This is a genomic window from Candidatus Liberibacter africanus PTSAPSY (genome assembly GCF_001021085.1).
GTDB classification, from domain to species: Bacteria; Pseudomonadota; Alphaproteobacteria; order Rhizobiales; family Rhizobiaceae; genus Liberibacter; species Liberibacter africanus.
In genome coordinates this window covers 122,501-147,057 of sequence record NZ_CP004021.1, presented here as the reverse complement: position 1 = coordinate 147,057, position 24,557 = coordinate 122,501, and the positions used below count along the sequence as shown (strand labels likewise).

Here is a 24,557-nt window from a genome sequence, read left to right as displayed (position 1 = left end):
TAAAGGGAAAGGGATTATGATGAGGAATTTTCGGTTTAATATTAGCTTTCTTTTTCTGAAAGAGTTTGTTTCAGCGTTTTTTCTGTGTATGCGGTATTTGTTAAAGGCTAAAGTTACGATTAATTATCCTTTTGAAAAAAGTATGACAAGTCCTCGTTTTAGAGGGGAGCACGCCCTTCGTCGTTATCCTAATGGAGAGGAACGGTGTATAGCATGTAAGTTATGTGAGGCAGTTTGTCCTGCTCAGGCTATTACGATAGAATCAGGGCCTCGTCGTAATGATGGTACACGTCGAACCGTGCGTTATGATATAGATATGATAAAGTGTATTTATTGTGGTTTATGTCAAGAGGCTTGTCCAGTTGATGCTATTGTTGAGGGACCTAATTTTGAATTTGCAACGGAAACTCGTAAGGAGCTTTATTATGACAAAGAGCGTCTTCTCAATAATGGTGATAGATGGGAAAGTGAAATTGTTCGCAATATTATGATTGATTCTCCTTATCGATAATATCAATTATGGTTTTTTGTGCATTTGAATAATTGCGATTGTTCTTTCCAGTGATATTTTGAGGGTATGTGAAGATGGTTATGCATTCTTTGTTTTTTTATCTGTTTTCCTTTATGACCATTATTTCTGCATTTTTAGTTGTTATAGCACGTAATCCCATATATTCAGTTTTTTCCTTGATTTTTGCGTTTGTTAATTCTGCGGGTCTCTTTCTTCTTTTGGGGGCGGAATTTATAGCAATGATTACTCTAATTGTCTATGTAGGAGCTGTCATTGTTTTCTTTCTTTTTATTATTATGATGCTTGATATTGATGTTGTAAAAGCAGAGACGAAACAAAAACGTAGATTTTTAGGGTCTTTTTTTATAGGAATTTTAGCGGCTGAATTGATTATATGTGCAAGTAATTTTTTAGTTTTTAGATCTGAATCTGACTTTTCTAGATTGGCTTTTAAGGGAAATAACGTAGAGAATATTGGCGAATTTTTATATACGAAATATGCTTATCCTTTAGAAATATCTGGATTTATTTTATTGTTGTCTATGATTGGCGTCATTGTTCTCATGCTACACTCTCGTCGAGGTGTTAAAAGACAGGATATTTCTAAGCAATTAGAGAGTAGTCCTGAGAACTCTATCGTAATGGTTAAAGTGAAATCAGGGGAAGGTATTTAAGATGAACATAGCTCTTTCTCATTATCTTATTGTATCAGCTGTTATATTTATTACTGGTGTTTCTGGAGTTTTTTTTAATCGTAAAAGTGTTATCATGATATTGATGTCGATGGAGCTGATGCTTTTAGCGGTTAATTTAAATATGATTGCGTTTTCTTCCTATATGCAGGATATTTCTGGTCAAATATTCTCTTTATTTATTTTGTTAGTTGCGGCTGCCGAAACTTCTATAGGACTTGCTATTTTGGTTGTTTTTTATAGGAATCGTGGTTTAATTTCTGTTGATGATTTTAATCAAATGAAAGGTTGATTCATAGCTATGATTTACGAAGTTATAGTTTTTCTTCCTCTCATAGGAGCCATTTTTTCTGGTTTTTTCGGTTGCTTGATGAGGAAAGGTTTTTCTGATACTTTGACCTCTATATTGATGGCAATAGCAGCATTTTTATCTTGGATTGTGTTGTGTCAAATAGGTTTTGGGCACGATTCTCAAGTCGTGAAACACGAAATATTTCCTTGGATCACATCTAATGGTTTGAATATATCTTGGGGTTTGCGTATTGATACTCTTTCGTCCGTTATGTTTGTGGTAATCAATTCTATTTCTGCAGTTGTCCATGTATATTCTATCGGTTATATGCATGATGATCCACATCGCCGACGCTTTTTTTTTCTTATCTATCTTTTTTTACCTTTGCAATGCTTGTGCTGGTTTCTTCCGATAACTTTTTACAAATGTTTTTTGGTTGGGAAGGGGTTGGTCTAGCATCCTATTTGCTTATTGGTTTTTGGTCGTTTAAGGAATCTGCCCTCAAGGCTTCAATGAAGGCTTTTGTTGTCAATAGAATAGGAGATTTAGGTCTTATTCTTGCAATTTCTGCGATAATTTATCTTTTCTATTCGGTGGATTTTGATGTTGTTTTTCAAAGTGCTTCTAACTACTGGAAACTTGGAAATTATGTAGGCGAAGGTACGATTTCGCATAGAAATCTTTCTTTCTTCGGAACAGAGATACATCCGCATGATTCTATTACGATCATTTGTTTCTTGTTATTTTTAGGGGCTATGGGAAAATCTGCTCAATTTTTATTGCATGTATGGCTCCCCGATGCTATGGAAGGCCCGACTCCGGTTTCTGCTCTTATTCATGCAGCTACAATGGTAACAGCAGGAGTTTTTTTGGTAGCGAGAATGTCTCCGCTTTTTGCGCTTTCTCCTTTTATGTTAGATTGTATAGTTGTTATAGGGTCTATTACGGCTTTTTTTGCTGCAACAGTTGCTCTTGTTCAAAATGATATCAAGCGTGTGATTGCCTATTCTACTTGTTCGCAGTTGGGTTATATGTTTGTTGCTTTAGGATGTGGGGCCTATGGTGCCGCTATTTTTCATCTGTTCACGCATGCATTTTTTAAAGCGCTTCTTTTTCTTGGATCTGGTTCGGTGATACATGCAGTTTCTGGAGAACAGGATATGCGTCGTATGGGCGGGTTATATGCGCATTTGCCTAGAACGTGTTTGATGATGATTGTTGGGACCTTAGCGTTGACAGGATTCGGGATTCCAACCACAAGCATCGGTCTTTCTGGTTTTTTTTCTAAAGATATGATTTTGGAAATATCGTATCTTTCTTCGCATTTTTTATTTGTTTTTTATCTTCTTTTATTTGCAGCGTTTTTAACCAGTTTTTATTCATGGAGATTAATCTTTTTGACTTTTTTTGGGAAAGTTCGAGTGGATAAAAAAATTCTTCATAAGATTCATGAATGTCCATTGGTGATGCAAATTCCTCTTTTTATTTTAGCGATAGGTGCGATATTCTTCGGATTTATTTTTCATGATTTCTTTTTTGGTAGTGCATATGCTTCCTTTTGGAAGGGGGCAATTTTCTCTTCTTCTTCTGATAAGATATTGGAAAGATTTCATGAAATACCGATATGGGTAGAGTATTCTTCTTCTATAGTGTTTTATATTGGTTTTTTTATTGCTTTTTTAATGTATATTGTTTTCCCATATTTCCCGAATTTTTTATCAAAGAAGTTTTCTTTTTTCTATCATTTTCTTCAAAATTCTTGGTATTTTGATCGTATTTATGATTTTTTATTGGTTCGCCCAACAGTTAGTTTGGCCAAAATATTATGGAAATACATTGACTTATCAATAGATAAGTATGGTCCAAATGGCATTGCAGCCTGCATACGCTATTGTTCTTATTGTTCAAGTCGTTTGCAAACTGGATATCTATATCATTATGCGTTTTCTATTTTAGTAGGAATTTCTATCTTAATTATCGCAATGCTTTTGCAGGGAAATATTTAATGAATTTGCCTCTTCTTTCAATTATAACTTTTATGCCATTCCTAGGAGTATTTCTTATTTTATGCTCTTGTTATTTGGGATATGGTCGCCGTTCTTTTTTCGGTATTGCTTTAGGGATAAGCACTATAAATTTTATTTTGTCCTTATTTATTTGGGCTCTATTCGATAAGGGGAATAGTGGCTTCCAAATGATAGAATATTATCATTGGATTGATTATTTTTGCAGTTATCATCTTGGTGTTGATGGGATATCAATTATTTTTGTAGTTCTTACTGCTTTTCTTACTCCTTTTTGCATTTTGTCGAGTTGGAGATCTATTCAAGGGAATTTCAAGGAGTACATGATTGCTTTTCTTATCCTTGAATCCATGACCATAGGTTCTTTTTTATCATTAGATATGTTGTTGTTTTACATATTTTTTGAAGCCAGTTTAATTCCCCTATTTATTATTATAGGTGTGTGGGGAGGAAACGAGCGTGTTTACGCAGCGTATAAGTTTTTTCTTTATACATTTTTTGGTTCTGTTCTTATGCTCTCTGCCATTATATTTATGTGTTGGGACAAAAAGACCAGCAGTATTATTAGTCTTTATGCAAGTAGTAGTTTTCCATTCCATACGCAGTGTTGGATGTGGTTGGCTTTTTTCTTTTCTTTTGCGATAAAAATTCCGATGTTTCCTTTTCATACTTGGTTGCCTAGTGCTCATGTACAAGCGCCAACTGCTGGTTCAGTATTTTTAGCTGGTATTATGCTTAAAATGGGTGGTTATGGTTTGATTAGATTTCTATTACCTCTTTTCCCTTTAGCTTCTCAATATTTTTCTCCGGTAATCTTTTTTCTCTCCGTAATAGCCATAATATACGCTTCTCTCATTTCAATGGTGCAAACAGATATAAAAAAGCTTATAGCATATTCTTCAATAGCTCATATGGGGTATGTGACAATTGGTATATTTTCAGGGATAAAGAGCGGTGTTGAAGGGGCAATGTTTCAAATGTTTTCCCATGGACTTGTATCTAGTGCTTTGTTTTTTTGTGTTGGAATGATTTATGATCGTATGCATACGCGTGATATTTTCGCTTATGGTGGGTTAGTGAATAATATGCCAAGATATGCAGTAGTAATGATGATATTTACCATGGCTAATTTAGGTCTTCCTGGTACATCCGGTTTTATCGGAGAATTTTTAGTTATTATGTCTATTTTCCAATATAATAATATGCTTGCTGTTTTTGCATGTTTTGGTGTTGTATTGTCTGCATTATACTCTTTATGGCTTTATCGTAAGGTTGTGTTTGGTGTATCAAAAAGTGAAGAAGTGAAGAATTTAAAAGATTTGTCATTACGAGAGCGTTATATAATATATCCAATTGCTGTATTAACAGTTCTTTTTGGCATATATCCTATGCCGATTTTAAATACTGTTGCTTTTCCTATTTCTTCTGTAGTTGATAATTATTTATCGAAAACAGGAAACGGTATTTCTATAAATAGATAGAGAAAACGGAACTATTATCATGATTCCTATAAGTTTTATAAATGATTTTCGTCTTTGTATCCCTGAGATAATTATTGCTTCTGGCATTCTTTTCCTTCTTTTAATGGGTGTGTTTTCGCGGCGTAAAAATTCTTTTCACTTGGTTTTTTTTCCAATATTGTTGCTGATAGCTGCTTTTATCTCTCTTCTTATTATGCCTTATGAGGGGATAGGGCTTGGGGGATTGTATATTGCGGATCGCTTTTCAACTTTTGTAAAGTATATTATTTTATTAAGTAGCATTGTAATTTTCGTAGAGATGTTCCGCTATATTCATTTGAAACCTTTTAGTCATTTCGAGTTTCCTGTAATTATTTTGATGGCTATTTTAGGTATGCTTTGTATGACTTCAGCGAATGATATGATCTCTTTCTACATGGCATTGGAATTACAATCTTTGGCGCTTTATGTTCTTATTGCTATGAATCGCAAGAATGTATTGTCGATTGAAGCTGCTTTGAAGTATTTTGTATTAGGAGTTTTTTCTTCTACTTTTTTACTCTATGGCATTTCTTTCATTTATGGATTTACGGGTTGTACAAATTTTTCACAAATAGCCACATTTTTTTTTGCTGGACAGCAATATTTTGTTCTCATTGTCGGAGTTGTACTTATTCTAGTGGGTCTTTTCTTTAAAATGGCATTAGTTCCATTTCATATGTGGATACCAGATGTTTATCAAGGGTCCCCTATGTTTGTTACTTCTTTTCTAGCAACTGTCCCTAAATTTGTAGTTACGATGGCTCTTTGTCGCATCACGAGTGTTTTTTGGCCTATTCTTTCTGACGTATTGCATATTTTTATGTTTGTTTCTATTGTTTCAATGGTTCTGGGTTCTGTTGTTGCTATTCAACAGCATAATTTGAAACGTCTGATGGCCTATTCCGCGATAGGTCATGCAGGGTATGCTTTGATTGGTTTTTCTACTGGTACTTTTGGTATTATTGCTATGATTAGGTATATGGTTATTTACCTGATTATGACGATTGGATTTTTTGCCTGTATTTTATCTCTCCGTTGCAAGGATAGAAAAAACATTAAAAATATTTCTGACCTTGCAGGTTTGTCGCGACAAGATGTTTTTTTGACATCTGCCTTGACTATTTTTCTTTTTTCTTTAGCGGGTATTCCGCCTTTTGCGGGGTTTTTTGGTAAGTATTTTCTCCTTATTGCTGCGGTAAAAAAAGAATTTTACGCTTTAACTATAATTGCTTTACTTTCTTCTGTTATATCAGCTTACTATTATTTGCGTATGATCAGCATCCTTTGGTTTGATCCGACAACATCAGGTATCATAATTGTTGCAAGAGAGTTGAAATGGGTTATTTCTGCATGTGCTCTATTTGTTGTTGGTTATTTCTTAATTGAAAATATTTTGTATTCATGGATTACGAGGATGGTTGTTTCGCTATTTTGAAAATGCTTGTTGATTTTGATGAATATAAAAAAAACTGTAACTTTCGATATGAGTTCGTTGATACTATCGTTTCTACCAATGATGAATGTATTACTCGTGCATTATCCGGTGATTTGGGAAATTTATGGATAATTGCTTCTCGTCAAACTGCCGGTCGAGGTCGTAGGGGGAAAAAATGGATTTCGGATGAGGGCAATCTCTATGCCTCGTTATTATTGGTTGATTCTGTATCGAAGGATTCTATAACGCTCTTATCATTTGCTATTGCTGTTGCTATGCGTTCAATTGTAGCATCTGTGCTTCCTGTTGGGGCAGATGTTAAGATAAAATGGCCGAATGACGTGTTGATTTCTCAACGTAAGGTTGCTGGAATTTTGATTGAGACTTTAGATTTAAAAAGTGGTTTACAAGCAATTGTGATTGGAATAGGATTGAACGTTAGTAATTCCCCCTTAGGTACTCCGTATCTTGTTACATCGTTGAGAGAAGAGGGGTGTGATACTCATTTGGAGGATATTTTCCCATTTTTTTTTCAACATATTGCAAAAATATTGGATATTTGGAGAAAAGATACTGGAAGGGAAGAAATTATGAGACTTTGGCGTCGTTTTGCTTATGGTCTAGGTGATATTATTACGGTTAATTTACCTCATAGTTCTATTTTAGGTCGTTTCATTGGAGTTGATGATTTTGGATATTTATTGTTAGAAGAAAAAGAAGGTTTTGTTCGTCAAATTTTTACAGGAGATATTTTTATATAGAATGAAAGATCATAAATGATAGAAAAGGAAGAATTGGTTTTTTTACCGCTTGGTGGGGTGGGTGAAATTGGTATGAACATGGCTCTTTATGGCTATGGTTCTCCTAGTAATCGTAAGTGGATAATGATTGACTGTGGCGTTGCGTTTCCCAAAGATTATTTGCCAGGTGTGGATCTTATGTTTCCGGATATTACTTTTATTATGAAAGAGCGGAAAAACCTTATGGCGATTTTCATTACGCATGCGCATGAAGATCATTATGGTGCGTTGCATGATTTATGGTCATTTCTCAAGGTCCCTGTCTATGCTTCGCCTTTTGCTATTGGTCTTTTAGAGGCAAAAGGAGTATATGATCGTGTTCCTAAAAAGATTCCATGTGTATCTTTTCAGGCAGGGGATAAAGTCAATATCGGACCGTTTTCTATAGAATCTGTGCGCGTAAATCATTCAATTCCTGAAACAATGGCATTAGTTATCCGTTCTCCCGTCGGTAATATTGTCCATACAGGTGATTGGAAGCTAGATGATGATACGATATTGGGTGATGTCACTGATGAAGAGACTTTGTGTTCTATAGGGGATGAAGGTGTTCTTGCATTGATGTGCGATTCTACCAATGCCATGCGTGAAGGATCTTTTTTATCAGAGAAGGATGTTAAGAAAAACCTTTATAATATCATTAAGGATGCTAAAGGTTGTGTATTGATTACAGCTTTTTCATCCAGCGTTAGTAGAATTTGTAGTATTATAGATATCGCTGAACAAGTTGGCCGAAAAATAATTCTTCTAGGATCGTCATTAAAGCGTGTGGTGAGCGTTGCGGTAGGTACGGGACTTATCAAACAAGATCAATATTTTCTTCCAGAAGAGAATTTTGGATCATATCCTCGTGAACAATTAATTATTATAGCAACTGGCAGTCAAGGAGAAGCCCGTTCTGCTTTAGCTCAGTTATCACGTGGTGGAATGCGTAATGTAGCATTAGCTGAGAAAGATATTGTTATTTTTTCTTCGCGATCTATACCGGGTAATGAAGTGGCGATAGGGCAAATACGAAATCAATTAATTGAACAAGGTGTACAGATTATATCTGAAGATGCAGAATATCCAGTGCATGTTTCAGGTCATCCATATCGTGATGATTTAAAACGTATGTATCAGTGGATTCGTCCACAATCTTTAATTGCAATCCATGGAGAACCTGCACATCTTGTTGCGCATAAGGAACTTGCTTTACAAGAAGGTATTGCGCATGTTCCCTCTGTTCGAAATGGTAAGATATTACGTGTTTTCCCAGATCCTATAGAGATTGTAGGTGAGGTAGTACATGGGCGTTTTCTAAAAGATGGCTTTTTGGTTGGTAAATTTGCAGACTTAGGTATTGCTAAGAGAAAAGCCCTTTCTTTTGTGGGGCATTTATCTGTAAATGTGCTTCTTGATAATAATTATAATATCGTTGGTGTTCCAGAAATTGTTGATGTTGGTATACCTTCTTATGGTGTTGATGGGGAAAAAATTAACAAAATATTGTTGAAAACAGTGATTGAAACAGTCATTAATTTTCCTCGATCTTGTCGTAAAGATTCAAAATTATTACGAGATTCGATTAGTAGTGCTTTACGTTCTTACCTCAAACATACTTGGGGTAAAAAGCCTATTGTTACTGTTTTCGTTAATAAAATATCTTCCCGATGATAGTGATATAGTTGTGTATTTTAACAAATAATTTTCTAACGAGGTGTTTCTAATATCTTTATTTATGGTTTAGATTTATTTTGTAAGATAATTTGTTGTTTGATGTCTATAAATATTTTGATTGTTGAATGAAGATATAGGGGTGGTATAGAGATGAGAAGATCAAGGTATTTTTTGCCAATTATGCAAGAAAATCCTAGAGATGCAGAAATATTCTCACATAAATTTATGTTGCGCACAGGAATGATTTATCAACATTCAAAGGGAATTTATTCTTGGCTTCCTTTGGGGTACAGGGCTCTTGATAAGGTTAATTCGATTATTCGTGAAGAGCAAAATCGCATAGGTGCGATTGAGATGAGTGTTTCAACGTTGCAATCAGCTGATTTATGGATTGAAAGTGGTCGATATGACTCTTATGGAAAGGAAATGCTTCGGATCGTTGATAGAAACGATAAAGCATTGCTTTATGGACCAACTCATGAAGAGGCAATGACGGATATTGCCCGTTCTTATATAAAATCTTATAGGGATCTTCCGCTCACTTTCTATCAAATTCAGTTGAAATTTCGAGATGAAGTAAGGCCACGTTTCGGAGTAATGCGTTCGCGTGAATTTTTGATGAAAGATGCGTATTCTTTTGATTTAACTCCTGAAGATTCAGAGCATTCTTATAATAAAATGTTTGTTTCGTATCTTCGGATATTTCATCGTTTGGGATTAAAAGCTATACCAGTGCGTGCGGAATCTGGTCCAATTGGTGGTGATTTAAGCCATGAATTTATTGTTCTTGCGGATACGGGTGAAACACAAGTTTTTTGTTGTAAGGATTTTATAGACTTTTCTATTCCTTCAGAAGATACTGATTTTGATGATGTTGCATCTTTAAAAAATATTATTAATAAATGGACCTCTCCTTATGCGGCGACTTATGATGTGCATAATGAGGAATTATTTCACTCTTTGCCAGAGAATAAGAGGATTTCGGCGAAAGGTATTGAAGTAGGTCATATTTTTCATTTTGGTACTAAATACTCTCTTCCAATGTCGGCAACATTTAAGGGGTCGGATGGTAAAGAACATTATGTTCAGATGGGATCATATGGAATTGGTTCTATGCGTGTTGTTGCCGCTGTTATTGAGTCTTCGCATGATGAACAGGGTATTATATGGCCAGATGCAATTTCTCCTTTCCAAATTCATCTTATTAATCTCAAAATTCATGATCAAACATGTTGTGATGTATGTGAAAACATTTATGGAAGACTTTCTCAAGCGGGATGTGATGTATTTTGGGATGATGTAGATGAACAGGCTGGATCAAAGTTTGCAATGGCTGATTTGTTAGGTTTTCCTTTGCAAATCATTGTTGGTTCTAAATTTATTTCTGATTCAAAGGTTGAAATTAAATATAGATCAACAGGTATAAGAGAGGATATGTCATTGGAAGAAGTGATTAATTATGCTTCTAGTCGTTTTGTCGACGCTCGTAATACAAAGCGTGTATGATAGATGCGTATTTTTTCTAAATTTGAAGTGATAGTCGCTTGGAGATATCTATTTTCGAGTCATAAAGATGCTTTTATTTCTATTGCTTCTTTTATATCTTTTTTCGGTATAATGATAGGAGTAATGGTTTTAATCGTTGTTATGTCTGTAATGAATGGGTTGCGTGCAGATATGATCAAGCGTGTTCTAGGGATCAATGGACATATCATTATACAGCAGAGACATTATCCACTGGTTCATTATAAAGCTATTTCCAATAAGTTGATTTCTATTTCAGATGTTACAAGAGTTGCGCCTTTTGTTAGTGGTCAAGCATTTGTTTCTAGTTTAAGTTCTGTTGGCTCTGGTGTTATGGTGCGAGGTATTTCTAAAAATGATTTTTCTCAGCTAAAAAAATCATTTAAGGGTTTTCATGGGAATATATCCAATGGTTTTGATCAAGGAGAGATTGTTATAGGGCAAGATCTTGCTCGTAATTTGGGTGTGGCAATAGGAGATAAAGTTCAGCTTCTTGTGCCGACGATGCCTGGTATGGCAATTCGTTCTAAGTTTTATACTATTGCAGCTATATTTAATATGCGTTTTCCGGAGTATGATAATGGAGTGATTTATATGTCTCTTCGGGAATCTCAGTTATATTTTAATTTTGAAAATGCTGTATCAGGTATAGAGGTTTTTGTGAAAGATCCTGATTCCATAGAAAAAACACATAAAAATATTTTTGATATTCTTGGTAATAGTGTTTCGATTGTTGATTGGCGTCAACGTTATCAAATGTTTTTTTCTGCTATGGAAGTTGAGAGTAATGTCATGTTTGTTATTCTGGCATTAATAGTGCTTGTTGCTTCCCTTAATATTATTTCTAGTTTAATCATGTTAGTGCAAGAAAGACGGCGGGATATAGCAATTTTGCGTACGATGGGAGCGCAGAATTTTTCTATTATGAGTATATTTTTGATGATAGGTTCTTTTATTGGTGTATCTGGTACTGGTGCAGGGATGATTTTCGGTGTTTTGATTTCTCGAAACGTTGAGGCGGTAAGACATTTTTTTTTGCATACCTTCGGTATAGTAGTATTTGATATAGATGCATATTTATTAACTGAATTGCCTTCTAAAATTTCGTGGATTGAGGTTTCGTGGATAATGATTATGTCACTTTCTTTATCTTTATTTGCAACCATTATCCCGAGCTGGAAAGCATCACGGATAGATCCTATTAAAGTTTTACGCTATGAGTAAGATGATACTATGAGTGGTAAAGAAGTTTTATTGCTACAAAATATTAAGCATAGCTATAATCATATTGGCGAATCTTTTCCAGTTCTTGATAATGTTTGTCTCAGTTTGAAAAAAGGTGAAATTGTTGCTCTTGTTTCTCCGTCGGGAACAGGTAAATCGACTATTTTGCATATCGCAGGTTTATTAGAAGCTCCTGATCAAGGGGATGTTATAATTGATAATCAAGTATGCAATAAACTCTCTGATAATAAAAAAGCATTTTTGCGTTGTTCTAAAATCGGTTTTGTATATCAAGCACATCGCTTGCTAACAGATTTTTCTGTTGTCGAAAATATAATTTTTCCTCAAATTATTGCTGGAATAAATTATACTGTGGCACATCAACGTGCTATGGATCTTTTGAGTTATATGGGGATAGCGCAATATGCTTGTTGCCGTTCTTCTAATATTTCAGGGGGTGAGCAACAAAGGGTAGCGATTTGCCGTGCTATTGCCAATAACCCTTCGATTATTTTGGCAGATGAACCTACTGGTAATTTAGATCCAAAAACAGCACAACAGGTTTTTAGTGTTTTAAAAGATTTAGTTGTCCGTTTTGGTTTATCTGCACTCATTGCAACTCATAATCATGATCTTGCATGTCAGATGGATCGACAAATCACCATTAAAGAGGGTATGATCGTCGATCACAAATAGTACACATTATTCCTCTGTTTTAGGAAGGTGTGCTAGTACCATATAATTGACATCCATATTTTTTGTAGAAAGTTTCCATTTATTGCATAATGGACTATATACTACGCCGATACGATCTATAATTTCTACATTATTTTCCGCTAGAAGGGCTTCTATTTCTGTCGGCTTGACAAATTTTTTGTACTGATGGGTGCCTTTTGGTAGCCATTGCAACAAGTATTCAGCTCCGATAATAGCGAATAACATTGCTTTAAAATTACGATTAATTGTAGAAATAAACATTAGTCCATTATTGAGAAGAAGTGAGCAGCATGTTTGGATAAAGTAATGGACATTATCGACATGCTCTATGACTTCCATATTTAAAATTACATCGAATTTTTCACCATTTTCTATTATTTCTTCTGCACAACCTACATGGTATTCGATGTTGAGATTATTCATCTTTGCATGGTTTTTTGCGATTTCAATATTTTTTGAAGAAGGGTCAATCCCTATTACGTTTGCTCCCATTTGTGCCATAGGCTCTGAAAGTAATCCTCCGCCACATCCTAGATCTAATATGCGCAAGCCTTTGAAAGGATGGGTATCATTATTATCGCATTGAAAATGTTGCATAATTTTTTTTTGAATATATGCTATTCTTAAGGGGTTTATTTGATGAAGAGGTTTAAATTTTCCAGTAGGTTCCCACCATTCTGATGATATGTTTGAAAATTGATTTATTTCATCTTGGTTTTTAGTGGTATAGTTCGGATATTTTTTTTTCATTTGAACCTCCTGATAAAATCGTATAAACATGATTGATCTATTTTTTAATATTTGCAAGCAAGATTTTTTTTGAAGTTAAAGTATGAATTACCAAATATTTATAATGAACAGAAGAAGGCTATTATTGATCTGATATGGCACGTATTGTGATGAAATTTGGTGGTACCTCTGTGGCTGATGTTAATTGTATCCGTAATGCAGCCTTGCATGTTAAACGTGAAGTTGATAGTGGGCACGAGGTTGCTATTGTTGTTTCTGCTATGAGTGGAGAAACGGATCGTCTTACTGAATTATGTCGGATAGTGACGTCTAGCAATACTAATAATGCACGTGAAAGAGATGTTGTTGTTTCTACAGGAGAACAGGTTTCTTCGGGTCTTATGGTTCTTGCTTTACAGTCACTGGGAGTTCAAGCAATTTCATTGCAGGGATGGCAGATTCCTATGATGACAAATGGCGTGCATGGGATGGCGCGTATACGCCATATAAATGAAAATACAATTATTTCTCATTTAGAGGCAAAAAGGGTGGTAGTAGTTACTGGCTTTCAAGGATTAAGCCCTGACAATGATATAAGCACTCTTGGTAGAGGGGGATCAGACACATCTGCGGTGGCAATAGCAGCGGCTATCAAGGCAGAGCGTTGTGATATTTATACTGATGTTTATGGAATTTATACTACTGATCCACGTATTGAGCCAAAGGCTCGCTTGATGAAGAAAATTTCTTTCGAAGAAATGTTAGAGATGGCATCTCTTGGAGCTAAAGTAATGCAAGTGCGTTCTGTAGAATTGGCGATGTTTCATAAAGTTTGTTTATTTGTTCGTTCAAGTTTTGAAGATCCCAATAAACAGGAACAATCAGGGACGCTTATTTGTAGTGAGGAAAATATTATGGAACAAGAAGTTATTACTGGTATTGCTTATACGAAGGATGAAGCTCAAGTTTCTCTGAGACGTTTGCGAGATCACCCTGGTATATCAGCATCTATCTTTGCTCCTCTTGCTAATGCTAATATTAATATTGATATGATTATTCAAAACATTTCTGAAGATGGTCAGTATGCAGATATAACGTTTACGATGCCTTCGTCGAATTTAGAAAAAGCACTTGCAATTTTAGTCGATAATAAAGAAAAAATAGGTTATGACGTTATTCAATACGAAGATAAGCTAGTCAAAATTTCTGCTATTGGTATGGGTATGCAAAGTCATACAGGAGTGGCATCCGCTTTCTTTTTATGTTTTGCAGAAAAGGGTATCAATATTAAAGCAATTACGACATCTGAAATAAAAATATCTGTGTTGATTGATAGTGCTTATACTGAATTAGCTGTAAGATCTTTACATTCTTGTTATGGTTTAGACGTTAAGTAATTTACGATCGTGTTTTCTATTTATTCCAGGAGTTTTTGATTTGTTCTTTTGATTTTTGTTGACAGAAATGTTTATTCCGTGGTATCCCACGCTAGTTATTTGCCAAAGTAAAAACTGACATTCATATACTTTGAAGATGATTGTGATTTTTCGTAATGAAAATGACTTTTTCGTTTTCGTTTTGCATATTCCATATGATTTCTTCCTGTGATCTCTGTATATTCCATTCGAGCAGTTGTGTCGTATTTTTGAGATAGCAACATTTTTGCTTTTTATATAGTGGTATAGTTGAGTTATTGGGTCGTTATTGAATTTTTTATTATCCATGCTTGCAATTAGTGTAATTGTGAATGGGAATTAAGTTCTTTCTTATAAGATATGAGGTTTGAGATACTCTAATTTTTGATATGATAGGTTTCTTGGTTAAAGATATTTTGTGTCTCAGTATAAATAAAAATCGGATAGCTGTTCAATGATATGTTAAAACATTTTTCTTTGTTTATCTAAGTATGTATTGGTGTTATTTTTTTTCTGAGAGTTTTGAAATTTGGTCTTTCTTTCTCACAAGCAAATATGCGATTTGAAGAATCGTTTTTCTGACATTGAAAAACGTATGTCTGAATCGCCTTCTGTAGATGTTTATATTAAGTTGACTGAAGAGTATGCTGCGATTAGTCCTGTAATAACGAAGATTGATATTTATGAGCAGAAAAAACGTGAAGAACAAGATTTGCGCACAATTATTAATGATAATAATAGTGATTCAGAAATTCGAGATCTTGCTCAGGTTGAGATTTTAGACATAGAAAAGGAAATTAAAGATCTTGAATGTGAAATAAGTTATTTTCTTTTGCCAAAAGACATAGATGATGATAAAAGCTGCATTCTTGAGATTCGTGCTGGGACAGGAGGATCTGAGGCTGCATTATTTGTTGGTGATCTTTTTCGTATGTATGAGCGTTATGCTGCGTTTCACAAGTGGAAAGTAGAGGTTCTGTCGTCGAGTGATAATGATGATGGTGGATATAAAGAAATAATAGCGACAATATCTGGTTGTGGGGTTTTTTCTCGGATGAAATTCGAATCGGGTGTACATCGAGTGCAGCGTGTTCCTGCAACTGAAACAAATGGACGTATTCATACTTCTGCAGCAACTGTTGCTGTATTGCCAGAAGCAAAAGAAATAGATGTAGATATTGCTCCAGAAGATATTCGTATTGATACTATGCGTGCATCTGGTGCGGGAGGGCAGCACGTTAATACTACGGATTCAGCGGTAAGAATTACGCATATTCCTACTGGAATAATGGTGACTTCTTCTGAAAAATCACAGCATCAAAATAGATTGCGAGCCATGAAGGTTTTGAGAGCACGTTTGTATCATGTTGAAAGAAAACGTATGGAAAATGAGCGGTCTGCAAATCGTAAATCACAAATAGGAACAGGAGATCGTTCTGAGCGTATTCGTACGTATAATTTCCCACAAGGTCGGATCACAGATCATAGAATAAATTTAACATTATACAAGTTAGAGTATGTTTTGCAGGGTTATATTGATGAAATTATCAATGCTTTAATTACCGCACATCAGGCAAAAGTGATAGGTTTTGTTAGTGAATAATTCGTTGTTAGTTCAAAATATACCATATACTATTGCAGAGTTTTTTTCTTTGATAAGGTGTTGTTTTAAGAAGTCGGGGATGGAAATATTAAGAGATCCTTGTTCTTTTTTATGTAGGGTGACAGGGTTATCGGCTCATCAAGTTATTGTCTATCCGGATACTATTCTTGAAAATCGACAGAGGTTTTTTCTTGCCGAGGCAATTATTCGTTCTCTGAAGCATGAATCAATACATAGAATTTTGGGATGGCGAGATTTTTATAACGTAAGATTAACTCTTTCATCTGATACTTTTGAACCTCGTCCTGAAACAGAGTTAGTGGTTGATTCTGTATTGTCGTTTTTTCGTTCACATTCAAAAAAGAATAATGTGATACATATTCTTGATCTTGGAACGGGTACTGGAGCAATTTGTCTTGCGTTATTGAAGGAATGTCCTCTTTTCAAAGGTGTTGGGGTTGATGTTTCCCGTAAATCGCTTGAAGTTGCCGAGAAGAATGCTGTTATGAATGGTGTTTCAGAGAGATTTTGTACATTGCAAAGTAATTGGTTTTCTTCAGTGGAAGGTTTGTTTGATGTGATTGTTTCTAATCCTCCTTATATAGATTCTGCTGTTGTAGACTGTCTTGATATTGAAGTAAGGGAATTTGATCCTCGAATTTCTCTTGATGGTGGAAAAGATGGTTTGTCTCATTATCGTACTATAGCAGAGGGTATATCTCGTCATTTGAGTAAGGGTGGATTTTGTAGTGTAGAAATTGGTTATGATCAAAAAATAGACGTAATACAAATTTTTAAAAGTCATTCATTATATCTAGTCAATGCTTTTAAAGATTATGGAGGAAACGATAGAGTTTTGTTGTTTAATCGTTGATATATGCGGTTTTTTGAAAAAAGTTTTTATAATATTAGAAAATGAAAGTGTTATGGTTCAATGGAATAATTAGTTAAATTTTTCTACTAAAAATAGTGATAAGAAAGTGTTCATAAACTGGATGGGTAATAAATGAGGGTATTGCAACAATATAAACGTGGTCGTGGAAGAGGAACTAACGGTGGAAATGGAAATTTCGGTCGTAAAAACCTTAATCCATTAGTGCGCAATTATGATAGTAATGGATACGATGTTAAGATTCGAGGTACTGCGCAACAAATAGCGGAGAGATATTCATCTCTCGCACGCGATGCGATGAGTGCGGGTGATTATGTTGTGGCAGAAAATCACTTGCAACATGCAGAACACTACAATCGTCTTGTCTCTATGGCTCAAGCACAAATGCAAGAAAAATTACAGCGTGATGAACAAGCAAATCTTTTGCTCAAAGAGCAAAATTCTCGCACACAAAATGCACCTTTATCTAGTGGATTTGAAGAGCATACAGTGATTGAAGAAGCCAAGGAAGTGGTCTTTGAGGGTGATGCACAACCTAACATTGGGGATTCGGCATTTAAAAAATCCGATGTACCTCAGGAGCAAGATGTTCCTTATAAGAAAGTGCGTCGTAGAAGATCTCCGCGTCCACGTGGATTTCATAATACTAATAAAGTCAGCAATAAATCTGCAGAAGAACCAAATTCTTCCTCTCTCCAACAATCTCATGTGGTAAAGGAACAATCTCATGTGGTAAAGGGAGCTACAGATAAAGATTGTGTTGTATGATAACTAAGCGTAGTTCTGTTGCATTACTTAATAAATAGGGAATTATGATGGATAGTGGTAAAATTCGGATTTGATGCGTGGCGTTTTGCAATCTTCTTTCCAACAATCTCATGTGGTAAAGGGAGATACAGATAAAGATTGTGTTGTATGATAACTAAGCGTAGTTCTGTTGCATTACTTAATAAATAGGGAATTATGATGGATAGTGGTAAATATTCGGATTTGATGCGTGGTGTTTTGCAATCTGCTCAGACGTATGCTTTAGCTCAAGGTCATCAGAATCTAGTTCCTGAACATGTTTTGCATATTTTTCTTGAAGATGACAAAGGGGTTGTTTGTTCGCTGATTCAGTGTTCTGGAGGAGATCTTAGTCAGCTCAAGGTTTATAATAAAGAATCTCTTTCTAAAATTCCAAAGGTGACAGGAGAAGGTTCCCAAGTTTATCTTTCGCGGTATTTGGCTACGATTTTTTCTAAAGCAGAAGAGATGGCAAAGAAATCAGGGGATTCTTTTGTTACGGTAGAAAAGTTTTTTTTAGCAATGGCAAGAGAAAAGGGTTCTGCCGGTGAATTGCTTAAAAAATGTGGACTTCAGGTTTCTCTTCTTGAAGAATCTATCAAAAAGATGCGTAGAGGACGTGTAGCTGATTCTGTTAATGCCGAGCAAGGATTTGATTCTTTAAAGAAGTATTGTCGTGATCTAACAGAGGAAGCTCGGGATGGAAAGCTTGATCCAGTCATTGGTCGTGATGATGAGATGCGTCGTTCGATTCAGGTTTTATCGCGTCGTACTAAGAATAATCCAGTATTAATTGGTGATCCTGGTGTTGGGAAAACTGCTATCGTTGAGGGTTTAGCTTCACGTATTATTAACGGAGATGTTCCTGAGTCTTTGAAGGGTAAAAGATTAATGGCTCTTGATATGGGGGCATTAATTGCGGGTGCTAAATTCAGGGGTGAATTTGAGGAGCGATTAAAATCTCTTCTTTCTGAAATACGATCAGAGGATGGAGAAATCATTTTATTTATTGATGAATTACATATATTGGTAGGAGCAGGAAAGACTGATGGCGCGATGGATGCCTCTAATCTGCTAAAGCCTTCTCTAGCTCGAGGAGAGTTACATTGTATTGGGGCAACGACATTAGATGAATATCGTAAATACATAGAAAAAGACCCTGCTTTGGCTCGGAGATTTCAGTCTCTCTTGGTTGGTGAGCCTACAGTTTCTGATACGATATCTATTTTGCGAGGTTTAAAAGAAAGATATGAACAGCATCATAAAGTGCGAATTTCTGATTCAGCATTAGTCAGTGCTGCTGTCCTTTCTAATCGTTATATTACGGATCGCTTTCTTCCTGATAAGGCCATTGATTTGATGGATGAAGCTTCTTCTCGTGTACGTATGCAGATAGATACAAAACCCGAGGTTTTAGATGAAATTGATCGTCGGATCATTTGTTTGAAAATAGAAAAAGAAGCTTTAAAAAAAGAGAAAGATTCTTTTTCTAAAGAGCGTCTTTTGGAATTAGAAAAAGAGTTATCTTCCTTAGAAGAAAAATCACATGCTTTAACTCTACGTTGGCAAGAAGGTCAGAGAAAACTATTCCATGCAGCTGATCTTAAAAAACGTTTAGAATTAATGCGTAATGAACTAGCTATAGCACAACGTCAAGGACAATTTGAACGTGCCGGAGAACTTGCTTATGGTTTGATTCCAAAAACAGAAAAAGAATTGGATGAAGTTGAGAAAAATGATCATGTGGCAGAGGATATAGTTCAGGAAGTTGTAACATCTGATAATATTGCTTCTATTGTATCGCGTTGGACTGGTATTCCTGTTGACAAGATGTTGGAAAGTGATCGGGAAAAGTTTTTACGGATGGAAGAAGAGCTTTCTAAATCGGTTGTTGGACAATTTCCAGCAGTTAAAGCTGTATCTAATGCGTTGCGTCGTTTTCGAGCTGGCTTGCAAGATTCGCAGCGTCCAATGGGTTCTTTCATGTTTTTAGGTCCGACTGGAGTAGGAAAAACTGAATTAGTTAAGTCTTTAGCGCGATTTTTATTTGATAATGAAAACTCTATGATTCGTATAGATATGTCTGAGTATATGGAAAAGCATTCTGTATCTCGCCTTATAGGCGCGCCTCCTGGTTATGTTGGATATGAGGAGGGAGGGGCTTTGACTGAGGCGATACGTAGGCATCCTTATCAAGTTATTTTATTTGATGAAATAGAAAAGTCTCATTCAGATGTTCATAATATTTTATTGCAAGTTTTGGATGATGGAAGATTGACAGATAGTCAAGGTCGTACGGTTGATTTTCGCAATACTCTAATTATTATGACATCTAATTTAGGAGCAGAATATCTAATAGAAGATTCTAATTCTGTGTATGAGAATGTGATGGGAGTTGTTCGCTCTGCATTCAAGCCTGAGTTTTTGAATCGTTTAGATGAAATAATATTGTTTAATAAGTTGCGTAAAGAGGATATGGCACAGATTGTTTTGATTCAACTTAATAAAGTGTTATCTCTTATCAAAGAGAGAAACATTTCGATGAATTTTGATGATCAAGTAATTGAGTGGCTATCTCATAAAGGTTATGATCCTTCTTATGGGGCTCGTCCATTAAAGCGTGTGATACAAAGATACATTAAGAATCCATTGGCTGAAAAAATTCTTTCTCAAACAATATCTGAGGGTAATTCTATTGAGGTTTTTATCTCAGAAGAAAATATTCCATGTTTTCGAGTTATTTAGAACGTTATAGTATTGTAGTATTATATGATAAATATTTTATAATTTTTGGTGCTTTCTTCTATTGGTAATAATACTTTATTTTATAATAAAATTAGTTAAAAGTATTAGAAAATACAATTATTGCATTTTGTATTGTTTTGATAAAATTTTTATACTTGGATAATTGTGCTTCATTGATAATTTATCAGGCAATTTTTATTTGTAATATGAATTTTTTTTAAATTACATTTTTTATTTTACTATTTTATACTATATTTTTTATTCACATTTAATATAATAATGTCCTATCAAATGATTAGTAAAAAGATGTTTGAGGTAATTTTTCTCCATTACTAAGTAAGTTATTAATTCTTTTCTTTTCCATAATAAAATGTTTCAAGTCTTCTCCTTTCAGGATTTTTCCTTCGGGAATTCTAATTTTCATGGAATCTACTTTTATCCCGTTGACAATTAATTCGTAATGTAGATGTGGACCAGTTGACAGTCCCGTTGTTCCGACCCATCCAATTATTTGCCCTTGTTTGACATTTACTCCGGCGTGGATATTTTTAGCAATAGCATCTTGGTGATTGTAAGAAGAGATATATCCGTTTTTATGACGGATAATAGTTTGTTTTCCATAACCACCTGCCCAACCGGATTTTTCAACAACACCGTCGCTCACAGCGATGATGGGTGTTCCTCTTGGGGCGGCCCAATCGACACCTGTATGCATGCGTGAATAGCCCAAGATAGGATGATGCCGTACACCAAATCCAGAAGTCATGCGTCCAGATGGTACAGGAGTACGCAATAAAAATGGTCGATAACTTTTGCCAGATTCATTAAAATATTCTACTGATCCATCGATAGGATTTTGAAAGCGATAAAAGCGGGCTCTGGTTTCTCCGAAACGAGCAGAAAGATACAATAGTTCGGAATCTTCAGTGCTTTGATTCGCAGAGAAAAAAGTTTCGAGAAAATCAGTTGGTTTTAAACTTGCTTGCAAGTTTATGTTTCCTGCTAATATTTTCAAGACTAATTGCACGAGATTTTTGTTCATGCCATTGAAAGAACTAGCACGCCATATTCCATCATAAATACTTGATGATTCATCATAATTTTGTATATTACTTGTGTGATTGTTCATGTCTATTTTGACAGGTTCAGCTCCTAGAACGTATTCGTTACTATCATTAAGAGCAATCGTCAATAGATGTTCTTTTTTATGGTAGATGCTGAATCTTATTATTGTAAATTTATCATCTTTTTGTAAAATTCCAACTCGGATAACATTGTCTTTTGTTAGTTTATCAACATGTACTTTGTCGTGTAAGAATTTAGCTATTGTGGAGCTATCACTGTTAGAATAGCCGGCATGTATCATGGCATCAAATATAGTTGTATTATTTTGTATTGGAATTAAATCATCAGCAAATTCTGGGGTTTTATCTATCAATATTTGGGGTGTTGTTATTGTCCTATTTTCTTCAATTATTCTGAATGTTGTATTATGAGCAATAGAGGTTTCATTCCCTTTATGTGAGGATTGGGTTTGATCAGTATAATAAAGGATAAATGATTGATTGTTTTTGTTATTTAATAAAGAAGTCTGATGTATGATTGCGTTTTTAATTTCTTCGTCTTTTGGAGTAGCGTCTACTTTTAGATTACTTATATCTATAGGAAAGTTGATTTTTTTAATAGTGATTTCAAGTTTAGATTCTGTTCCATATAAAGTGTCAACGTTGTTAATTGTATCCATTAACATTTGAGATGATGCTTCAGCTTTCCCTTCAGAAAAAATTTTTAATGGATCAAATTTTGGATAATTATGTGTGTTTGGATATGGTGTAGAAAACGTCATCTTGGCATAAGCAAACGGAATTTTTCTGATGATATCTTTATCATGATCTTTTATAAGGGTTGGAACATCAATGATTATTTTTTCAGGATGCTTGGATTTTTTTTGTTGGGACAGCCGTTCCCTTTGCATGGAAGATAGTATTGTTTGCAAATTAGTAGCATTTTTATCTGATAATTGATGGGATAATTTTGCTGGTATTACTATTTTATGATTTCCATCTAAGGCAGTTAAAAGCGATCCCCCTATAATGATTCCAGATGTTATCCCTGCAAAAAATGTTGTAGATAACCACTTAATCACAACTTCGCGTTTGTTGATAAATAGTTTATCCTCCTTATCTTCTAGAATAGGAGGATTGTCACCAAACGAAAGTAGTATGTTTCTTTTATTTACTGTGCTATAAAATGTCATTTTATCTGTAATATTTTACATTTCCTTTTTAACAGTAATATCAAATTTTGTAAGGGGATATATTTTTTTTAAACAAGAGTCAAATATTGTATATTTGTTGCATGTTTATTGTTGTATGATGTTATTTTTTATGAGTAATTTTTGTTGACTTAGTTATTTGATGTGTATTAGTATTGGTATCGTTATTTGAGAAGAGAATATAGAGAAGTAAGGGAGACATGGACGCCGATTTTTTATTTTTGTAATTATATTTTAATTACGATGTTAGAGGCGTTGTTTTTTTTTTCATGTTTTTCTTTTGTTATGACGTTGGAAGATGTTTTATAGCATTGGATTTTTTACATGTTAGATGCCTTTGGCAAGAACATGAGAGTTTGATCCTGGCTCAGAACGAACGCTGGCGGCAGGCCTAACACATGCAAGTCGAGCGCGTATTTTATACGAGCGGCAGACGGGTGAGTAACGCGTAGGAATCTACCTTTTTCTACGGGATAACGCATGGAAACGTGTGCTAATACCGTATACGCCCTATTGGGGGAAAGATTTTATTGGAGAGAGATGAGCCTGCGTTGGATTAGCTAGTTGGTAGGGTAAAGGCCTACCAAGGCTACGATCTATAGCTGGTCTGAGAGGACGATCAGCCACACTGGGACTGAGACACGGCCCAGACTCCTACGGGAGGCAGCAGTGGGGAATATTGGACAATGGGGGCAACCCTGATCCAGCCATGCCGCGTGAGTGAAGAAGGCCTTAGGGTTGTAAAGCTCTTTCGCCGGAGAAGATAATGACGGTATTCGGAGAAGAAGCCCCGGCTAACTTCGTGCCAGCAGCCGCGGTAATACGAAGGGGGCGAGCGTTGTTCGGAATAACTGGGCGTAAAGGGCGCGTAGGCGGGCGATTAAGTTAGAGGTGAAATCCCAGGGCTCAACCTTGGAACTGCCTTTAATACTGATTGTCTAGAGTTCAGGAGAGGTGAGTGGAATTCCGAGTGTAGAGGTGAAATTCGTAGATATTCGGAGGAACACCGGTGGCGAAGGCGGCTCACTGGCCTGATACTGACGCTGAGGCGCGAAAGCGTGGGGAGCAAACAGGATTAGATACCCTGGTAGTCCACGCTGTAAACGATGAGTGCTAGCTGTTGGGTGGTTTACCATTCAGTGGCGCAGCTAACGCATTAAGCACTCCGCCTGGGGAGTACGGTCGCAAGATTAAAACTCAAAGGAATTGACGGGGGCCCGCACAAGCGGTGGAGCATGTGGTTTAATTCGATGCAACGCGCAGAACCTTACCAGCCCTTGACATATGTTGGACGATATCAGAGATGATATTTTCTTTTCGGAGACTTTCATACAGGTGCTGCATGGCTGTCGTCAGCTCGTGTCGTGAGATGTTGGGTTAAGTCCCGCAACGAGCGCAACCCCTACCTCTAGTTGCCATCAAGTTTAGATTTTATCTAGATGTTGGGTACTTTATAGGGACTGCCGGTGATAAGCCGGAGGAAGGTGGGGATGACGTCAAGTCCTCATGGCCCTTATGGGCTGGGCTACACACGTGCTACAATGGTGGTTACAATGGGTTGCGAAGTCGCGAGGCGGAGCTAATCCCCAAAGTCCATCTCAGTTCGGATTGCACTCTGCAACTCGAGTGCATGAAGTTGGAATCGCTAGTAATCGCGGATCAGCATGCCGCGGTGAATACGTTCTCGGGCCTTGTACACACCGCCCGTCACACCATGGGAGTTGGTTTTGCC

The 24,557-nt window shown here is 35.7% G+C and carries 17 protein-coding genes, 1 rRNA gene and 1 pseudogene (1 of these 19 cut by a window edge); 17 read left to right on the top strand and 2 right to left on the bottom strand.

Translation table 11 applies throughout. The features are described 5' to 3' along the window. Nucleotides 1-19: 19 nt before the first annotated feature. From nuoI to G293_RS00595, 11 genes and pseudogenes are all read left to right on the top strand, one after another. Nucleotides 20-511 carry an NADH-quinone oxidoreductase subunit NuoI gene (gene nuoI / locus G293_RS00645; RefSeq protein ID WP_047264641.1) on the top strand — a complete coding sequence of 164 codons (492 nt, stop codon included), beginning with the start codon at nucleotides 20-22 and terminating at the stop codon, nucleotides 509-511. A gap of 74 nt (nucleotides 512-585) precedes the next feature. Then, a complete protein-coding gene (locus tag G293_RS00640; protein WP_047263865.1) occupies nucleotides 586-1,185 on the top strand; it encodes an NADH-quinone oxidoreductase subunit J in 600 nt (199 codons plus the stop codon). Nucleotide 1,186: 1 nt separating this feature from the next. Continuing rightward, entirely contained in the window at nucleotides 1,187-1,495 is a 309-nt protein-coding gene (gene nuoK, locus G293_RS00635; RefSeq protein ID WP_047263864.1) for an NADH-quinone oxidoreductase subunit NuoK, read from the top strand. A 9-nt stretch (nucleotides 1,496-1,504) separates the two neighbouring features. Further along, nucleotides 1,505-3,501: pseudogene (gene nuoL / locus G293_RS00630) on the top strand (NADH-quinone oxidoreductase subunit L). After that, nucleotides 3,501-5,000, top strand: coding sequence for an NADH-quinone oxidoreductase subunit M (locus G293_RS00625; protein ID WP_047263863.1), 1,500 nt, complete (start codon nucleotides 3,501-3,503; stop codon nucleotides 4,998-5,000). Before nuoL ends, G293_RS00625 begins: the two are co-directional and overlap by 1 nt. 19 nt (nucleotides 5,001-5,019) lie before the next feature. Beyond that, a complete protein-coding gene (locus tag G293_RS00620) occupies nucleotides 5,020-6,456 on the top strand; it encodes an NADH-quinone oxidoreductase subunit N (RefSeq protein ID WP_047263862.1) in 1,437 nt (478 codons plus the stop codon). Nucleotides 6,457-6,458: 2 nt separating this feature from the next. Next, nucleotides 6,459-7,217: a biotin--[acetyl-CoA-carboxylase] ligase gene (locus tag G293_RS00615; protein ID WP_047263861.1), complete on the top strand. Its 759-nt coding sequence runs from the start codon at nucleotides 6,459-6,461 to the stop codon at nucleotides 7,215-7,217. A 15-nt stretch (nucleotides 7,218-7,232) separates the two neighbouring features. Further along, nucleotides 7,233-8,912, top strand: a complete 1,680-nt coding sequence (locus tag G293_RS00610) for a ribonuclease J (protein WP_047263860.1) — start codon at nucleotides 7,233-7,235, stop codon at nucleotides 8,910-8,912. Between the two features lie 153 nt (nucleotides 8,913-9,065). Continuing rightward, entirely contained in the window at nucleotides 9,066-10,421 is a 1,356-nt protein-coding gene (gene proS / locus G293_RS00605) for a proline--tRNA ligase (RefSeq protein WP_047263859.1), read from the top strand. Between the two features lie 3 nt (nucleotides 10,422-10,424). Further along, nucleotides 10,425-11,663: a lipoprotein-releasing ABC transporter permease subunit gene (locus tag G293_RS00600; protein WP_047263858.1), complete on the top strand. Its 1,239-nt coding sequence runs from the start codon at nucleotides 10,425-10,427 to the stop codon at nucleotides 11,661-11,663. 9 nt (nucleotides 11,664-11,672) lie between these two features. Continuing rightward, a complete protein-coding gene (locus G293_RS00595) occupies nucleotides 11,673-12,359 on the top strand; it encodes an ABC transporter ATP-binding protein (RefSeq protein WP_047263857.1) in 687 nt (228 codons plus the stop codon). 6 nt (nucleotides 12,360-12,365) lie between these two features. Here the strand turns inward: G293_RS00595 and ubiG are convergent, their stop codons facing one another. Further along, nucleotides 12,366-13,130 carry a bifunctional 2-polyprenyl-6-hydroxyphenol methylase/3-demethylubiquinol 3-O-methyltransferase UbiG gene (ubiG, locus tag G293_RS00590; protein WP_047264640.1) on the bottom strand — a complete coding sequence of 255 codons (765 nt, stop codon included), beginning with the start codon at nucleotides 13,128-13,130 and terminating at the stop codon, nucleotides 12,366-12,368. Between the two features lie 134 nt (nucleotides 13,131-13,264). Between ubiG and G293_RS00585 the strand changes: the two genes are divergently transcribed. From G293_RS00585 to clpB, 5 genes are all read left to right on the top strand, one after another. Further along, nucleotides 13,265-14,506 (top strand): aspartate kinase, encoded by a 1,242-nt coding sequence (locus G293_RS00585; RefSeq protein ID WP_047263856.1) that lies wholly within the window; start codon nucleotides 13,265-13,267, stop codon nucleotides 14,504-14,506. Between the two features lie 547 nt (nucleotides 14,507-15,053). After that, nucleotides 15,054-16,127 carry a peptide chain release factor 1 gene (gene prfA / locus G293_RS00580; RefSeq protein ID WP_047263855.1) on the top strand — a complete coding sequence of 358 codons (1,074 nt, stop codon included), beginning with the start codon at nucleotides 15,054-15,056 and terminating at the stop codon, nucleotides 16,125-16,127. Next, nucleotides 16,120-17,001 (top strand): peptide chain release factor N(5)-glutamine methyltransferase, encoded by an 882-nt coding sequence (gene prmC / locus G293_RS00575; RefSeq protein WP_052775000.1) that lies wholly within the window; start codon nucleotides 16,120-16,122, stop codon nucleotides 16,999-17,001. Before prfA ends, prmC begins: the two co-directional genes overlap by 8 nt. A gap of 132 nt (nucleotides 17,002-17,133) precedes the next feature. Then, nucleotides 17,134-17,787 carry a DUF4167 domain-containing protein gene (locus G293_RS00570; RefSeq protein WP_047263854.1) on the top strand — a complete coding sequence of 218 codons (654 nt, stop codon included), beginning with the start codon at nucleotides 17,134-17,136 and terminating at the stop codon, nucleotides 17,785-17,787. Nucleotides 17,788-17,985: 198 nt separating this feature from the next. After that, nucleotides 17,986-20,550: an ATP-dependent chaperone ClpB gene (gene clpB / locus G293_RS00565; protein ID WP_047263853.1), complete on the top strand. Its 2,565-nt coding sequence runs from the start codon at nucleotides 17,986-17,988 to the stop codon at nucleotides 20,548-20,550. 295 nt (nucleotides 20,551-20,845) lie between these two features. Here the strand turns inward: clpB and G293_RS00560 are convergent, their stop codons facing one another. Further along, a complete protein-coding gene (locus G293_RS00560) occupies nucleotides 20,846-22,807 on the bottom strand; it encodes a M23 family metallopeptidase (protein WP_047263852.1) in 1,962 nt (653 codons plus the stop codon). 362 nt (nucleotides 22,808-23,169) lie between these two features. On the opposite strand from G293_RS00560, the gene G293_RS00555 reads away from it, so the two are divergent. Further along, nucleotides 23,170-24,557, top strand: a 16S ribosomal RNA gene (locus tag G293_RS00555); it runs 112 nt beyond the window's last position.

Coding starts and splice junctions, on each gene's coding strand:
- G293_RS00615 (WP_047263861.1), top strand. CDS start 6,459: ATGCTTGTTGATTTTGATGAATATAAAAAAAACTGTAACTTTCGATAT.
- G293_RS00595 (WP_047263857.1), top strand. CDS start 11,673: ATGAGTGGTAAAGAAGTTTTATTGCTACAAAATATTAAGCATAGCTAT.
- G293_RS00610 (WP_047263860.1), top strand. CDS start 7,233: ATGATAGAAAAGGAAGAATTGGTTTTTTTACCGCTTGGTGGGGTGGGT.
- G293_RS00560 (WP_047263852.1), bottom strand. CDS start 22,807: ATGACATTTTATAGCACAGTAAATAAAAGAAACATACTACTTTCGTTT.
- G293_RS00640 (WP_047263865.1), top strand. CDS start 586: ATGGTTATGCATTCTTTGTTTTTTTATCTGTTTTCCTTTATGACCATT.
- G293_RS00600 (WP_047263858.1), top strand. CDS start 10,425: ATGCGTATTTTTTCTAAATTTGAAGTGATAGTCGCTTGGAGATATCTA.
- ubiG (WP_047264640.1), bottom strand. CDS start 13,130: ATGAAAAAAAAATATCCGAACTATACCACTAAAAACCAAGATGAAATA.
- clpB (WP_047263853.1), top strand. CDS start 17,986: ATGGATAGTGGTAAATATTCGGATTTGATGCGTGGTGTTTTGCAATCT.
- G293_RS00620 (WP_047263862.1), top strand. CDS start 5,020: ATGATTCCTATAAGTTTTATAAATGATTTTCGTCTTTGTATCCCTGAG.
- G293_RS00585 (WP_047263856.1), top strand. CDS start 13,265: ATGGCACGTATTGTGATGAAATTTGGTGGTACCTCTGTGGCTGATGTT.
- nuoI (WP_047264641.1), top strand. CDS start 20: ATGAGGAATTTTCGGTTTAATATTAGCTTTCTTTTTCTGAAAGAGTTT.
- nuoK (WP_047263864.1), top strand. CDS start 1,187: ATGAACATAGCTCTTTCTCATTATCTTATTGTATCAGCTGTTATATTT.
- G293_RS00625 (WP_047263863.1), top strand. CDS start 3,501: ATGAATTTGCCTCTTCTTTCAATTATAACTTTTATGCCATTCCTAGGA.
- G293_RS00570 (WP_047263854.1), top strand. CDS start 17,134: ATGAGGGTATTGCAACAATATAAACGTGGTCGTGGAAGAGGAACTAAC.
- proS (WP_047263859.1), top strand. CDS start 9,066: ATGAGAAGATCAAGGTATTTTTTGCCAATTATGCAAGAAAATCCTAGA.